Genomic DNA, 15,895 nt, shown 5'->3' with positions numbered 1-15,895 from the left:
TTGGAGTTGAAAATGGATAAAAAATTTCATGGATTGAATCGTAGAACGTTTTTACAAGGGGCAGGTATAGCTCTGTCGCTTCCTTGGTTCGAGACTTTTGCAGCGAAGACAAATATCAGTGCTCCCAAGCGCTTTTTGAGTGTGTACCATCCAGATGGTGTGGGCTTGCCCTTAAAAACCGATCCTGCCTGGGAAGACTGGAGTTGGTTTCCGCAAGGTGGAGAAAAAGATTTTCGATTGAGTAAAGTTTTAGATGTTTTAGAACCGCTTCGACAGGATATAACTATTTATTCAGGCTTGTCACATCCTGCAGCCCGAAATGTTCATGGTCACTCAAACGCCGATCAGTATTTAACTGGCGCTCCAGTTGGTGGCTTTGGGCCTTATAAAAATTCAATTTCTGTCGATCAGGTCTATGCCAACTTTATTGGTGAACAAACACGCCATTCCTCTTTAGTATTGTCGACTAATGGCGGCACGGGTGCACCACGTGGCAGTCATACTCAATCCTATAATCAGCAGGGACGAGCTATTCCGGCGATGAATAAACCCAAGCAGATTTTTGATTCACTATTTATTACTCAGGGCAAAGAAGCTCGTGATAAACTGGCGCGTAGTAAAAGTTCTTTAGACTACTTGATCGCGAGTACTAAGTCCATGGAGAAAAAACTTTCTAAACATGATCGTCAGACTCTCGATCAGTATTTGGATGCTGTGCGCGACACTGAAGTCAAACTTTTGAAAGCGCAGAAGTGGATTGATAAACCGATGCCAAAAGTAGACGGGAGTCATTTAAATTTAGATATTGATCCCGTTAAGGGGCCGCGTCTTTATTTGCAAACTATGTATGAGCTCATGTACTTGGCCTTCTTAAATGATTCGACGCGAGTCATTACTTATCAAATGGGCCGTGAAAACGGTGAAGGACCTCATGACTTATTAGCTCAGGCAGTGGGTTTTAAAAATGCTCACTCATTGACGCATGATGTGAAAAAACCAGGTGGTTGGAAAAATTTAGGCCTTTATAATCGCTTCCAACAGGAAGAGTTTGGTCGCTTTGTGCAAAAATTAAAAGATACGCCCGAAGTTAATGGTGAGGGAAATATGCTGGACAATACTCTTGCTATGCATGGTTCCGCATCTAGTAGTTTCCACCTCTCCCGCAATTACCCGATTATTTCTGCGGGGGGCGCAAAGCTTGGTTTTAAGAATGGACGTTACCTAAAATTTGGTAAGGGGAATGAAGATAATCAGGCTGGTGCAGGGCAGACTTCTGATGCAGCATTTAAATCTGAGGTTTCTGTTGAAGAAGAGCCTTTAGCTCATCTCTTTGTTACAGTTCTTCAAAAACTTGGTGTCCCGACCGATGAGTTCGCTGGCTATAAAGGTGCTTTAAGCCGAGTTTAAGGGAACTTAAATCAGCTTATTCAGATGAAGTTTTAATTAAGCTTTATATGTTCCTTATCTAAACGGAGATAAGGAATGCTAAAGTCTTGGGGTTATAGCGACCTCAGCATGAATAATTAAGAATGAAGTCGCACAGGAAGAAAATACTTAATTATTTCCCCTCAATGATTTTTTGATCTTTAAGCCATTTTTGTGCTTGAGTGATCCAATCGCAATTTTTCATGCCATGACCACCTTTTTCGAAGGTTTTCATATGCACAGATGTACCAGCTGCAGATAGACGCTCAGCGTAATCCGCACCACCAGCATAGAATTTATCGTCTTTGGAATAAGTGAGGAAAGTGGGTGTAATTTTATTTTTAAAGGGAAAGGTTTTTGTATCCATTTCTTTGCCGAAGGGGCGACCGTGAAAATAGGCGGCACACTGGAGGATAAGGAAATTGGGCTCGCAGGAAAGCTGGTCGGCTTCATCGATATCTTCATAACTTTTCTGATCGTAATTTTGACTGAGTCGAGCGGAGAGGTGGCCACCAGCGGAATTCCCAAGCACTCCGATCTTATTGGGGTCAATATTCCACTTTTTGGCATTGAAGCGCACGAGGCGAACCGCTCTTTGAAGATCTTGGAAAGCCTTATCAGGCTGATCGGGAATGGAGTAGCGATGAACAAATACAGTGATGCCCAGGTCATTCCATTTTTGAATATGTTCTTTTGTGGGAATACCTAGGATTTTGTAAGCTCCACCAGGGTTGTAGATGAGTGCTACTGCTGGCTTGTCTGTTTTTTTAGTTGGATAAACAGTGAGGTAGGGGTCTTTAACTCCACAGAGTTGCGGATTTCCCCGGCGATCGCGAAACTCTAACTTGAGACGATTTTCTTCACCACCAACTTTTTCGATGGGCCAGAGGCGAACGATAGATTCTGCGGAATTAGCAAAAGTTTGAGCAGATAAAATCAGGAGGAGTAAAAGGCTAGAAACGGTATAAGTGAATTTCATATATGTATGTTAGTGAGAGATTTAAGGACCGACGAGAACTGAGTCTTCGTGGAAATTATAATTATTTATGATTTGTGCTCGAGTGGAAGCTGCTGCGTGGCCATCGACAAATAGGCCATTCACTTTATTTTGCGTATGATACCAAGTGGGAATAACTAAAGTAGTTGAAAAGGGAATGGTGGCATAAAATTGTTTTTGTTGAGTCGTGTGATAACTATCTGAAACAAATTGAAAATTTACGGGATCTACTATTTCATTGAGAATCCATGTTCTTTCAGCACCCGTCCAACCTTGATCTACGACGAGCCCACTTACACTAGAACCTGCGGTTCTGTTTTGCCAATCTTTCATGCCGTAAGTGTAGGCATTGCCATTCGTACTTTGCCATGTATCTGGAGTAGCTGATGGACATAAGAAAAAGCTAGAATTACCAGCTGTAGGTGTTGGAAGGTAATTATCCTCAAAAAGATAGGATGACCATCGTTTGCCGGCAATTATTGTCGCAGGTGAATGCCCATCGTTATCTTCGGAGTATAAACTTATACCAATGCCATTTTGCTTGAGGTTATTTAGACATGAGGTTTGAACTGCTTTCTTTCTGGCCTTAGATAAGCTGGGAAGGAGCAAAGAAGCGAGGATGCCAATTATGGCAATGACAACGAGAAGTTCAATCAAAGTGAATACTTTGGAAGGCTTTCGGGTCAATAGTTTTCTGTTTATATTTGCAGAAGTAAACATCTGGTGTTTTTCCTTAAATCAGATCTGTGAACTCGGGTTATTTAGGGAATTAAACAAGATGAAATACTCTGCGCATCTATGGGATAGAAAAAAGTCCTTAACTTATTCCCTCTTTATGAAAGAATCTCTTTAACAGTTCCTGTGCTGGAACTAAAGCTCTTGACGGGGAGTCCCGTTTCTTGAAGTAAAGTCAGCCAGACGTTTTGTAGAGGGGTGGCTTTGGGGAGTTTTAAACTTTCGCCAAGGCGTAATTTTTTAATGCCTCCACCAGAAAGAATGACGGGAAAATCTTTGATTGTATGAGTATTGCGAATATTAGATCCGTAAGCAAGCACACTCGTGTCGTAGAGATTGAGGCCGTTTTTATCTTTGGTGCTTTTGAGTTTGTCGATGAAATAGCCGAGCAACTCCATGCATTTGTGATCTCTTTGTTTTGCCCAAACTTCTCTTTCAGGCGAGATATTGTAGTGAGATAAACTATGGACGGGAACGCTGAGGCCCATGCTGCTAAGTACTGACTGCGAGGGCATCATGTATGTGATAACGCGAGTTTGGTCGCTTTGTAGAGCCAGACAGATCATATCAAACATCAGTTTGACTTCCGCTTCACCATCCAGTTCTTTGGGGTGCTTGAAATTAGCTTTGGGTTTGGGGACACTGGACCATTCAATCTGTTTTTTTAATCCGAGTTCGATATGGCGGATGGATTGGAAGTATTCATCGAGTTTTTCTTGATCATTTTTTGCTAAATTGCGATTCATTGAAGTGATATTGACTTTCATGGCATCAAGAATACTGCGCTCTTCTTTGATGCGTGCTAAAATTTGCTCTTTAGTTTCGTTAGCAGAAAAGAGTTTATTGTATAATTCCAGCGAGCTTTCGAGTCCACTGATGGGTTTGCCATGGAAGTTCCAAGCCATGGAACGCACACCAGAACCATGTCCGCTGGCGCGTTCTTTGGTGGACAAAGTTAGGCTGCTATAACGCGTGTCCTGACAGAGCTGACTCGCAGCTATCTGATCGCAGGAAACGGTGTTTTTAAAGCCTCTGGGGTTGGCATAGGATGCACCAGTCAAAAAAGTGAGACTTCCTTGATGGGGATTAGTCGCCCCTATGTTTTCTAGGTTCCCTAAGATGGAGATATCATTTTGATGTTTTTTTAGGGGTGCCATACCTTCAGTTAGACCAATTTCGGAAAATTTTCCTGCTGTACTAGGGAAAAAGGATTTGCCCACAAAGCCATAGCCCTGACCCAGAAAGATCATGCGTTTGATTTCTTTGGAAGAACTCTTGTTAGCAAAGGTCTCGAGCTGGGGTAGCGCGAGCAAGGCCGTTGCGGACTGAAGAAAAGAACGTCTAGAAAATTGTGTGATCTGATTCATTTATATTTCTCCTATTTAGTCCTAAAAGTCTGTGAATTAATGAGCTGAAAAATCATGTCGCGTGCGGGGTAGTTAGTCGCGCTAAGGGAGTTGAGGTTTTTATCGATTTCATCTTCATCAATGAACTCGATTTCACGGCCAATTCCATAGGCAAGCATGGCGGAGTAAAGTGACTCGGCGAGTTTATTTTTATTATTCATGAGTGCGTTTTTGAAGCCATTTAAGTCTTGGAATTGTTCATTTTTGGAAATGTAGCCGCTAGCATCAATGGCTAATTTTTTGCCTTTGCTTTTCTTACGGCCTCTTTTTTCTTGCCCAATGATTTCATGATCTCGCCATTTTCCCAAATAATCAAAGTTCTCCAAAGCGAGGCCCACGGGGTCAATTTTTGCATGACAGGAAGCACATTGAGCAAGGGATTGATGGTGTTTGACTAAGTCTCGAACAGTGAAATCGCCTTTTCGAGTATTATCAATTTCGGGGACATTTGCCGGTGGCGGTGGCGGTGGATTGTGGAGTAAGGTTTCGCGAATCAGAGTGCCACGGATGGAGGGGGATGTACGTTCCGCCGCACTTCCCATAATATGGAAGGCAGCTTGACCTAGAAGGCCTCCGCGAGGGTTATTTGCGGGGAGCGCAACTTTTTGAAAGTCGGATATATCTCCTTTGATCTTGTAGTAATCGGCCAAGGTTTTATTAACGACGATAAAATCAGAATCAATCAAGTTGTCTAAGGGCAAGTTTTCTTGCACGAGAACTTTAAAGAATTCACCGAGCTCACGCCGTGCAGATTTTTGAAAATCACCAAGAAGTTTATTGGGTAAATCGACTTCATCGTAACGGCTCATACCTATCCATTGATTGATAAAACTTTCCAAGAAACCGTGAGCTTTTGGCGATTGAATCATGCGATTAAATTGAGCTTTCAAAATGTTGGCATTGTAGAGTTTGTTGCTGTGGGCGAGTTGGTAGAGTTCTTCGTCAGGAGGTGCACCCCATAAAAAGTAGGCCATGCGGATGGCAAATTCATTTTGCTTAAGTTCAGTTCTTTGACTTGAGCCCGATTCTTTGATGTAGAGAAAAGAAGGTGATGAAAGAATCATCGCAAGTGGTGTGGCGAGGGCGTCTATTTGACTTTTTTTTGCAACAATTCCAGATTGATAGATGGCAACAAGAGCATTGATAAACTCCTCATCATACTCTTGGTAGCGGAAGGCGCGTTGGGCAAAGCTAGTTAAGGTTTGGCGTAGCTCAAAGTCATTGATTGTTTTCTTTTTGACTAGGGGACGAAGTAAGTTTTCGGCAAAAGAAGTTTGGCTTTCAAAAGGGCCTTCAATTTCTTCGTATTCAACATAAATCCCTTTGAAATGGCCCATATCAAATCCCACACGAGGCCTTGGATCGAGTATATCCGTACTAAATGAGAATTCATATGTTTGCGGTTTAGTTGAGGCTTTCAGATCTAAAGTGCCAATCATTTTATCTTTGGCATACACTTTTAAGGAGGCGTCGTTTTTGCTACTCGCGTGAATGCGATAAATATATTTTGCCCCAGGCTTGAGGGGGAAAGAGCGTCCAAAACGAGGGGTAAATTCACTCGTGACACCAGTTTTATGTTGATCTAGAGCAAGGTATTTTGTCGGTCCTGCAACAGCATTTTTATAACGTTTTGTAAATAACTTGACTTGGCCCGCATCACCAAGACCTATTTTTTCTATGGAAGCCCCAGACTCAATGAGTGCCATGGTCTTTTCTAGTTTCTGCAAAGATTTTTTCTGGCGATCGTAGGCGCGCTTAGCTGGTTGAAATCTAGATTTTGTAGCTTTGTTACTACTCGCATAAACTTTCAAAGCCTCTTTCATGATGCTTTTCCCCACGTTCATATAAGTTTCGTAGTTCCGCGAGGAAAAAAATTGGTCGGAGCCATTGGTATCGAAACGTGGACTAAGGTCATCATCTAAGTAATGATCTAATAATTTGAATCCGATTAAATCTTCGACACTGCCATAATACTCTCTTTTGTTGAGGTGACGCATGGCAATGACTCCACCTGTCGAAGAGAGTCTTTTACGAGCCAAGAGAAGTTGCTCGGTAATTAAAGATATGCTATTGGAGAGCTCATTTGTATGAGGTTGAGTACTCTTTTTGGGAGGCATTTCGCCGACATTGAGGACATCGAGGATATCCTGCCACATGTAAATAGAATCGTGTTGGGTCATTTTGAAATCGATATTATCGAGACGTATTTCACCCTTTTGTTTTTCTTCATTGTGGCACTCAAAGCAGTAGGCCTCCATGAAGGGTTTGATTTTCATGATGATATCTTTTTGCGCTAAGAGTTCATCTTTTGAAAAATGTGTGGAGTTGAATTTGTTCGCTAGGACTTGTAGATCATTTTCAGCATTCGTTAGCGCATCTTTTGAGGGGTTTTTGAAAATGGAATCTTTAAAAAAGAAGCCACCAAGAATCAATCCCCCAAGAGCCAAGCAGCTGATGATGGGGGAGAGTCGCTTTTTTTGTTTAGTTTGCGAAACTCGCGATTTTGCTCTCGGGCTACGAGAGCTGTTTTTTGCAGCGAATGACTTGTTAGTCTTTTTTCTTATCCTGGCAAGGTCTTCTCGTGGAGTCTCATTTTCAAGTTCTTGTGATTTAGGCAGGGTTTTATTTACCTTGGATTCACTTTTTTCTTCAGTTTCATTGAGAAGATTTAAGGCCACATCTTCATTTAAAAGGGCTTTAGGACCTTCGGGAACTAAAATTAAATTATTACAGGCCGGGCAATGAATGTTAGTACCAAAAATTTCCTCAGTGGCACTTAATTTTTGTTCACAATGCTGACAGTAAAATTTAATCATTTATTCAAAGTGCCCCTGTCTATGATCATGCTTATAAAATATTTAGACAATGTTTTTATTGGATTGTTACTAAAACTAACAAAGAAAAAACACGAGCGTATCAAATTGAGCTAAATAAAGTTTTAATTTTTTCACTTGCCCTTTGTTTAAAAGCTCTTTAGCCCCAAAAGACTCTGTCTAAAAACTAGAGGGCTGATAGAGAAAAACCTTTAGGATGACTAAAGGTTTTTCTTTGAAACGAAGGGTGATTACTTTTGATTTCTCAATGAAGAGAAAACATCGCCCTGTGGTTCTGTTGGTAGCGTTGCTTGCCAAGCTTGAATTTGTTTAAGTAGTTTTTGCGCCACTTCAGTTTTCGTTTCTTTAAGATCCTGTTTTTCCATGGGATCATTGACGATGTTATAAAGCTCAAAGTATTTCAGGTCGTGATTTGCGAGCAGTTTAAAATCTTTATCCATGACCGCGTAAGTGACCCAGTGAAAACCACCGACTTTATCCGCAGGAACTTTGTTCGGCATTTTCCAAAAGAGGGGCTTAGTGCGAGTAGTTTCTTTATTGTTGCCCATGAGTGCCTGGACTTGTGAAACACCATCAGGCGTGTAGCCCTTTGGAAGTTCTGCACCGGCAAGTTCACAAAAAGTAGGGAGTAAATCAACGGCGGAAATAGGTGAGACTTTATTGATTTTTCCCGCGGCAATATTTTTGGGCCAGCGAGCAATAAAGGGCACACCAATGCCACCTTCGTAAACGCAAGCTTTCCAGCCCTTACGACCACCCGTGATACCCATGGCAGCCCCCACGTCCCATCCTGCGCCAGTGGCAGTGTCGTACATGAGTTTGTGCTGACTATCATTTTTAGCACGAGCAGGACCATTATCAGAACTGAAGATGACGAGAGTATTATCAGTGATTTTCAAGCGATCGAGGGCATCGAGGATTTCTCCAATGCGGTCATCGGCATGAGAAAGAACTGAAGCATAGATGCGATCTTTTTCAGATAAATCTTGAAAGCGCCATTCATATTTAGGCTGAGTATGAAAGGGAGTGTGAGGTTCGTGAATCCAAAGATTGACAAAGAAAGGCTTGTTTTCTGCTACCGATTTTTCGATGAACTTGATCGTGTGCATCGCATCTTCATGATAGGGCATTTGTTCACCAGCACAGTTGAAAGCGCCGTACTCATCGTAGCCATACTCGGAGGGAAGTGGAGAATCGGGGATCATATTATTAGCTAAGTGCCATTTGCCGAAATGCGCCGTTCGATAGCCGGCTTTTTGTAGCATGCGTTGCAACATGGGAGCTTTGGGAGAAAGCCAGTCAGGCATACCACGTTTAGCATTGCTAGGAACCCATGCAAAGTGGCCATCAATACTATAGCGTGCGGGGAAATGACCCGTGACGACTGCCGTGCGACTTGGTGAGCAAACACCACTTGCGACAGTGAAGCGATAAAAATCGGTGCCTTCAGCTGCGAGGCGGTCAATATGGGGTGTTTTAACGTAGGGATGACCATGACAACTGAGATCTTCCCAGCCCCAATCATCTGTGAAGATAAAGAGAATATTTGGCTTATCCGCGGCAGTCAAAGTTTGTGCCGTTATGAATGATAAGAAGAAAATTAAGTATTTCATTTAAAGGTCCTATTTAATTGAATTTGATTGTATAAACAAGGTGGCTTGCGAATCGCAACAAAATTTTAGTATTTACTGTGGATATAAGACAGTAAGAATTCGGCAATTGTTACAGGTCCCAGAGATAAGATCAGTACAAAAGTACTGATACGTCACTGGACTAATAATATAAGTAGAGGTTCCCTTGCCTTCATAACAGCTAGAGCATTCAAACATGAGAAAAAGTCTGTAGTCCACGATTTAGAGACTGTGTGAAAAATACTCTTTTAGGTGCAGCGCACCGATAGACAATAGCGTATGGTGCAGCCACACGTAGGTGATAATAAAATGAATGGAGGGCTCGCGGATGTGAGTCCGGCATAGTGTGTCGGACCCAAGTTTGGGCCCTGGCTTAATTCCAACCCCATTTCCATGCCCCTCACGGGGCAGGCTACATTCTAGCGGACTCACAGGTGAGCCCTGACAATATAGATATTTCTTTATTTTTCACACAGTCTCTTCAACCCTAGGGAATATGTTAATAAGCACACGCGTTCTGAAGGAACGCTGCATAACACACCCTGCTTATAAACTGCCATTATAATTTGAATTTCCTGTGTTTAGCAGATATTTAAAACACAATTAATTCAATAGTAAGCAAAGGTTTCACTAGCATGCCAAATCCATCTCAACCTTCGACCGACAATTACATAAACAGCTTCGATGAGTTTGCACGTTTAGCAGACTACTCTTTGATGGATAAATTAAACGCTGACCCTAAGGCTAGCAGCGATGGTATTGACCACCATTCTAGAGAAGTGTTCTCTGGGCATTTTGTGCCAGTAAAACCGACACCCATACCTGACCCTGAATATATCAGTCACAGTCCTAGTCTTTTTCAAGAACTTGCTTTAAGTGATGAACTGGCACACGATGCAGATTTCATCAAGCTCTTCTCTGGGGATAGCTCCTCTACACCAGAAGCCATGCGTCCTTATGGTTGGGCCACAGGTTATGCCCTATCAATTTATGGTAATGAATACACTCATCAATGTCCTTTTAGAACGGGAAATGGCTATGGCGATGGCCGCGCCATTTCTATCATTGAAGTCGTGACGAAGGGCAAGCGTTGGGAAATGCAACTCAAGGGTGGCGGTCCCACTCCTTATTGTCGAGGTGGAGATGGTCGTGCCGTGCTTCGTTCAAGTGTACGAGAATTTCTTGCTCAAGAATTCATGCATGCCTTAGGAATTCCGACTTCGCGATCACTCACCCTCTATGTATCAAAATCTGAAACTGTCAGTCGCCCTTGGTATTCTGGAGATTCCAATTCCTTAAATCCGGATACCTACGTCGATAATCCAGCAGCCATCTCCACTCGAGTCGCTCCATCCTTTTTACGAGTTGGTCAGATAGAATTATTTGCCCGTCGAGCCCGCAGCAATGCTCATCCCCAAGCTCTTGAAGAACTGCGTATGATCGTTGAGCATTTGATTGAGAGAGAATACTTAGACGAAATTGATAAAAATCTTCCTTTCACAGATCAAGTCATTGAATTGGCAAAGCTATTTAAATCTCGTCTAACGCGCTTAATTGCCGACTGGATTCGAGTTGGTTTTTGTCAGGGTAATTTTAATAGCGACAACTGCCCCGCAGGGGGCTATACACTTGATTACGGTCCCTTTGGTTTTAGTGAAGTTTTTGATCCCGAATTCCAGCCTTGGACGGGTGGCGGAAATCACTTTGAATTCTTCAATCAGCCCGTCGCTGCAGAAACTAACTTTCATATGTTTTGGACTGCAATTCGACTTCTTCTGGCAGATGATCAGCAGGCCTTGGAGAAACTGGATCAAGTTCGCCATCATTTCGCCTCTGAAATGAAAGTACAAGTGGAGCAGATGTGGGCGCAGAAACTTGGCCTCAGTGAATTTAATCTAGAACTCTTTCAAGAGCTAATGCAGCTCATGACTGAATCCAAAGTGGATTACACCATTTTCTTCCGTGAGTTATCTCATATTCCCGATAATATTTCTACTCTCAAAAAGAGCTTTTATGAAGTGAGCTCAGCTGAAGTCGATGCTAAGTGGCAAAACTGGTTAGATAAGTGGCGCGAGCTCCTAAGTCGCAGCGGGGACTTAAGTGAAATCTCCAAGGAAATGCTAGAAACTAATCCCAAATATACCTGGCGTGAATGGTTAATCGTTCCCGCTTACGAACAAGCTATGCAGGGTGATTACACATTGGTAAAAGAGCTTCAAAACGTACTCAACGATCCTTATGAAGAACAATCTAAAGAGATCGAAGATAAGTATTACCGCTTAAGGCCCAAAGAGTTTTTTCACGCTGGCGGAGTCTCGCACTACAGTTGCTCATCTTGATAAAAGCTTTCTAATAAAATCCGACTGAGACTTTATTTAATTGCATTTTTTTGCTAAAATCGATGTAAGATTTTACAAAAAATGCGAATTAAGTTTAAAACAACCAGTATCACGGAGATTACCATTGAAAAAGCACGCGTTCAAATTCCTCATCACCCTATTCATTTTTACTAGCTTTCTACAAGCTGAGAACAAAAAAATCCTTTTCCTTGCGGGCAAGCCTAGTCATGGCAGTGGCGATCACGAATTTCGCGCCGGTTGCATGATCCTAGCTGATAAACTCAATAATTCGGGTTTGCCAATCGAAGCCAAAGTCCATTATTATGGTTGGCCCGAAGATGAGAGTATTTTTGATGGCGTCGATGCCTGTGTCATTTACGCTGATGCAGGGGGTCGTTTTGGTGATAAATACGAATTCCTCGACAAGAAAGTTAAAAAAGATGGCATGGGCATTATGTTCATGCATTACGGTGTTCACCCTAGTAAACAGATCGGCGAAAAATACTTTAAAAACTGGATTGGTGCCTACATGGATGACCATATTTCAGTGAACCCTCACTGGATTGCCGATGTCAAAGCCCTAACAAGTGAAGACATTTCGCGAGGCATTACGCCTTTCACTGCCTATGATGAATTTTACTTTAACATGGTTTGGCCGACAAAAGATGAATGTGCTTCTTGCCGTCCCGTGGCTGTCGCCACTCCAAGTCCCGAGCGTATCGTTCGCTATATCAATATGTGGAACATGCATGGTGAAAAGTGCTTTGGTAAAGAACAGGCTCTGATGTGGTGCCGCGATGCAAAACCCGAAGAAGGTGGCCGTGGAATTGGTTTCGTTGGTGGTCACTATCACCGTAATTGGGCCATCGATGAATTCCGTCAACTAGTCCTCAATGCCATTGTTTGGACTACTCGCATGGAAGTTCCCAAAGGAGGCGTCCCCGCAGGTACAGTATCCGAAGCTGATTTAAACAAAAATCTAGATAAGAAGAAAAACATTAAGCATATTGCGCTCCCGACTTCTGAGCTCTATAAACAAAAACCGATGGCACGCCAAAAATTTGATGAAAATGGCAAACGCATCCGTGCAGTGAAACGCAAAGCTCCCAAAAAATAAAACCCTTCCAAGAGAAGGCGTTTTAGACTTCCATAAAAAGTTAAATATTATTCATTCCCGCGTAAGCTATGAATAATATTTAACTTTTTTTCATTTTCTTAGATGCGCTGAACTTTTCACCTTGTTTGACTCTTTATAAGAGACTTTATTTCTAAAGACAAGCAGGTGAAAAATGAGACAAGATCCTAAATCAGTTACACTCAAATCAGCTTACAAAAGCGCAATTAAATTAAAGAACTTTACCCTCATAGAAGTTTTAGTCGTTGTTGCCATCATCGGCATCTTGGCCTCTCTACTTTTGCCCTCGCTTTCTAAAGCACGTGGAAATGCCCAGAGATCAGTCTGTGTCAATAACCTCAAAAATATCTCGACGGCTATTCTCATGTACCCAGATGACAATAATGATTATTATCCCCATGGAGACAGTCGTACTAGCAACAATACCACATGGGATGACCTTTTGGGAGAAGGCAGATACGATGGCCGCAACATCACTACGGCAGTTGCAGAGGCAAATAGAATCGAAGATCCCGCCAATGGATCCCAAATTTATTACTGCCCTTCGTCTGGAATTGATTATTTCGATTCAAATGGACGACCAATAAGAACCTACAGCGTCAACAACACTCTGATGGGGCGTAAAGTTTCCGTAAGACAAAGCGAAGTCGCCAACCACTCTAATACCATTATGGTTTATGAGCATGCGGGTGCCTGGGCTCAGGGCTGGAAAGCAGGTGCCCGTTATGATTATTCTGGTGTCGGAGATTTTCACTCTTACCATCAGAAAACAAGTTTTCTAGTATTAGCTACTGCAGATGGAAGTGTGCGCAACTTACATGAAGCCAGCACCTCGACTGCTGCTGCAGGCTCCGAAGACATGTGGGACTTAGACTAAGTCCTTCGTATAGCAACATCATCCTCTTTAAACGATCTCCTTCCGCTGATTAGAAGTGGAAGAACGATAGCTCTATCTCAAATTATCATTATTTATCAAAAGGAACAAGTCCGTGAAACTCTTAAAAATAAGTATCCATTACTTCATTTTTCTCTCTTTAACACTCCCTATCATTGCGCAGGACAGTTCTGGTAAACTTTGGTATAAACAGGCGGCTAGAGGCTTTGAGCAATCCCTGCCCTTGGGCAATGGGCGCCTTGGCGCCATGGTCTTTGGCGACGCTGACGAAGAACGCATTGTCATTAACGAGGAATCAGTTTGGTCCGGCTCAAAAGTTGAAAACAATATTCCCGGAGGCTACAAACACCTATCAAAAATCCGTCAGCTTCTTGGTGAAGAAAAATTCACTGAGGCCAATAAGCTCATGAAGCAGGCTTTTAAGGTCAATAATGCACCTAAATATTCTAATAAAATCAGTGCTTTTGGACGCTACCAAGTATTAGGCAATGTCCATCTTAAATTCATTGGCAACAAGGCAAAAGTTAGTCAGTATAAGCGTGAGCTCGATTTAAATTCGGCTCTAGCTAAAGTCAATTACCAACGTGGTAAACAACAGTTCACTCGTGAGCATTTTGTTTCCGCTCCCGATGAAGTTTTTGTTTCCCGTTTTTCCGGTCCTATTTCATTCTCCATTTCCATGAACCGCCCCGAACGCTTTAAAACCAGCGTGGTCAACAATCGTGAATTACTCATGACGGGTGCCCTCAACGATGGTTTTGGCAAAGATGGTCTTACTTATGTTGCCCGTCTACGCATCATTGCTCCCAACGCAAAAATCAAAGCAGAAGGCAATAAACTCATTGTTGAATCACAAGAAGAGGTGATGCTGCTCTTAGCCGCTGCTACGGATTATCAAGGCATTGCGGGTCGCCAACTCTCTGACCCTTTCAAAGCCACAAGTGAAGACCTCGACAAGGCCGAAAAACAATCATTTACTCAATTGCGCCAAGCGCAAAAAGCTGATCATGAAAAATACTATAAGCGCGTCAAACTCAATCTCGCAGAGAGTCATAATAGTGCGCTCCCTACGGATCAACGCTTGGCCGCTTACCGCAAAGGAAAAGCTGACCCTGCCCTAGCTGCCCTATTTTTTAATGTGGGACGTTACTTCCTCATCAGTTCTTCACGTCCGGGTGGCCTCCCTGCCAACCTCCAGGGAATTTGGGCCGAAGAGGTTCACACCATGTGGAACGGCGACTATCACTTCAATATCAATACACAAATGAATTACTGGCCGGCATTAAGTTGTAACATGGTCGAAATGCAGGAACCAATGAATAATTTCATTGAATCTCTCGTTGAACCCGGTTCAAAAACTGCTAAGGCTTACTACGATTCACCCGGCTGGATTGCTCACCGCCTCACCAATATTTGGGGGTACACAGCGCCAGCGGGTATGGATATCGGTGGTCCTGCTTGGCTTTGTGAACACCTCTGGGAGCAGTATGCCTACACCCTAGATCGTGAGTTTTTAAAATCCGTCTACCCCATCATGAAAAGCTCGATTGAATTCTATCTCCATAACCTCTGGGAAGAACCCGAAAATAAATGGCTCGTAACTGGTCCCTCGGCCTCACCTGAAAATGGCTTTAAACTCCCAGGGGACAAAAAGGGGGGATCTGGAATTTGTGCCGGCCCAACAATTGATATGCAGCAACTGCGCGAACTCTTTGGCAATACCATACGCGCTGCAAAGATCCTCGGTATTGATGCCGAACTCCAAAAAGAACTTGCTACTAAACGCCCTCGCCTCGCTCCCAATCAAATTGCTCCCGATGGCGTCTTGCAAGAATGGCTCAAGCCCTATGTAGAGCGTGAACCCACCCACCGACATGTCTCTCCTCTTTATGGTCTTTATCCTTACTATGAGATTACACCAGAGGGTACTCCCGAAATGGCGGAAGCTTCTCGCAAACTCCTCGAACGCCGTGGCGTAGGTCAAAGTACGGGTTGGGCCAATGCTTGGAAAATCAGCCTATGGGCACGGTTACATGACAGTAAAATGTCTCATGCTTTTGTTCAGCAAATGCTCAATGATAACTGCTTTGATAATATGATGAGCCTCTTTCGTCCCCTAAAAAATGGCAAGGGTAAAAAGCTCTTCCAAATTGAAGCCAACTTCGGCCTCACAGCCGGCATCGCCGAAATGCTCATGCAGAGTCACCCTGAAAGTCCATCAGTCGATGCTGAGCCAATAATTAACTTGCTCCCTGCATTGCCCAAAGAATGGTCAGACGGCAAAGTTAGTGGTCTTCGGGCAAGAGGTGGATTTGAAGTTGATATAAGTTGGAAAAATGGCGACTTACTCAATTGTACAGTACACTCTCTTAAAGGAAATCAATTTCGTATTCGCTATGGGAAAGTCACAAGGTCATTTAAACTGAAAGCTGGCGAAAAATTAAATATATCCAAAAAAGATTTTCAAAATTAAAAGCTTCATGCTGAATAGGAAATGA

General features: G+C 42.9%; 10 protein-coding genes. 5 read left to right on the top strand and 5 right to left on the bottom strand.

Features of this window, described 5'->3' with window-relative positions; all coding sequences use genetic code 11:
• Positions 1–12: 12 nt before the first annotated feature.
• Complete coding sequence (locus tag PQO01_RS03275; protein ID WP_274312616.1) at positions 13–1,407, top strand: DUF1552 domain-containing protein; 1,395 nt, start codon at positions 13–15, stop codon at positions 1,405–1,407.
• Between the two features lie 151 nt (positions 1,408–1,558).
• Here PQO01_RS03275 and PQO01_RS03270 read toward each other — a convergent pair whose 3' ends face one another.
• From PQO01_RS03270 to PQO01_RS03250, 5 genes are all read right to left on the bottom strand, one after another.
• Positions 1,559–2,404 (bottom strand): alpha/beta hydrolase, encoded by an 846-nt coding sequence (locus PQO01_RS03270; RefSeq protein ID WP_274312615.1) that lies wholly within the window; start codon positions 2,402–2,404, stop codon positions 1,559–1,561.
• A gap of 21 nt (positions 2,405–2,425) precedes the next feature.
• Positions 2,426–3,142 (bottom strand): type II secretion system protein, encoded by a 717-nt coding sequence (locus PQO01_RS03265; protein ID WP_274312614.1) that lies wholly within the window; start codon positions 3,140–3,142, stop codon positions 2,426–2,428.
• A 113-nt stretch (positions 3,143–3,255) separates the two neighbouring features.
• Positions 3,256–4,524: a DUF1552 domain-containing protein gene (locus PQO01_RS03260; RefSeq protein ID WP_274312613.1), complete on the bottom strand. Its 1,269-nt coding sequence runs from the start codon at positions 4,522–4,524 to the stop codon at positions 3,256–3,258.
• Positions 4,525–4,535: 11 nt separating this feature from the next.
• On the bottom strand, positions 4,536–7,379 hold the full coding sequence (locus PQO01_RS03255) for a DUF1592 domain-containing protein (RefSeq protein ID WP_274312612.1): 2,844 nt from the start codon (positions 7,377–7,379) through the stop codon (positions 4,536–4,538).
• Positions 7,380–7,627: 248 nt separating this feature from the next.
• The gene (locus tag PQO01_RS03250) at positions 7,628–9,010 is read right to left on the bottom strand and encodes a sulfatase family protein (RefSeq protein WP_274312611.1); all 1,383 of its coding nucleotides are present in this window, start codon (positions 9,008–9,010) and stop codon (positions 7,628–7,630) included.
• Between the two features lie 653 nt (positions 9,011–9,663).
• On the opposite strand from PQO01_RS03250, the gene PQO01_RS03245 reads away from it, so the two are divergent.
• The 4 genes from PQO01_RS03245 (at position 9,664) to PQO01_RS03230 (ending at position 15,870) form a co-directional block, all read left to right on the top strand.
• Positions 9,664–11,367, top strand: a complete 1,704-nt coding sequence (locus tag PQO01_RS03245; protein ID WP_274312610.1) for a protein adenylyltransferase SelO — start codon at positions 9,664–9,666, stop codon at positions 11,365–11,367.
• Between the two features lie 124 nt (positions 11,368–11,491).
• Complete coding sequence (locus PQO01_RS03240) at positions 11,492–12,484, top strand: ThuA domain-containing protein (RefSeq protein WP_274312609.1); 993 nt, start codon at positions 11,492–11,494, stop codon at positions 12,482–12,484.
• Positions 12,485–12,656: 172 nt separating this feature from the next.
• On the top strand, positions 12,657–13,379 hold the full coding sequence (locus PQO01_RS03235) for a type II secretion system protein (RefSeq protein ID WP_274312608.1): 723 nt from the start codon (positions 12,657–12,659) through the stop codon (positions 13,377–13,379).
• 112 nt (positions 13,380–13,491) lie between these two features.
• Positions 13,492–15,870, top strand: a complete 2,379-nt coding sequence (locus PQO01_RS03230; RefSeq protein WP_274312607.1) for a glycoside hydrolase family 95 protein — start codon at positions 13,492–13,494, stop codon at positions 15,868–15,870.
• Positions 15,871–15,895 lie beyond the last annotated feature (25 nt).

The sequence above is a fragment of the Lentisphaera marina genome (assembly GCF_028745505.1).
Classification (GTDB): domain Bacteria; phylum Verrucomicrobiota; class Lentisphaeria; order Lentisphaerales; family Lentisphaeraceae; genus Lentisphaera; species Lentisphaera marina.
The sequence above is the reverse complement of the archived record's forward strand: the minus strand, read 5'-3'. Positions and strand labels throughout refer to the sequence as shown.

Excerpts from the sequence above, each read along its gene's own strand:
- PQO01_RS03270 (WP_274312615.1), bottom strand. The coding sequence starts at position 2,404 with ATGAAATTCACTTATACCGTTTCTAGCCTTTTACTCCTCCTGATTTTA.
- PQO01_RS03235 (WP_274312608.1), top strand. The coding sequence starts at position 12,657 with ATGAGACAAGATCCTAAATCAGTTACACTCAAATCAGCTTACAAAAGC.
- PQO01_RS03260 (WP_274312613.1), bottom strand. The coding sequence starts at position 4,524 with ATGAATCAGATCACACAATTTTCTAGACGTTCTTTTCTTCAGTCCGCA.
- PQO01_RS03250 (WP_274312611.1), bottom strand. The coding sequence starts at position 9,010 with ATGAAATACTTAATTTTCTTCTTATCATTCATAACGGCACAAACTTTG.
- PQO01_RS03255 (WP_274312612.1), bottom strand. The coding sequence starts at position 7,379 with ATGATTAAATTTTACTGTCAGCATTGTGAACAAAAATTAAGTGCCACT.
- PQO01_RS03275 (WP_274312616.1), top strand. The coding sequence starts at position 13 with ATGGATAAAAAATTTCATGGATTGAATCGTAGAACGTTTTTACAAGGG.
- PQO01_RS03245 (WP_274312610.1), top strand. The coding sequence starts at position 9,664 with ATGCCAAATCCATCTCAACCTTCGACCGACAATTACATAAACAGCTTC.
- PQO01_RS03265 (WP_274312614.1), bottom strand. The coding sequence starts at position 3,142 with ATGTTTACTTCTGCAAATATAAACAGAAAACTATTGACCCGAAAGCCT.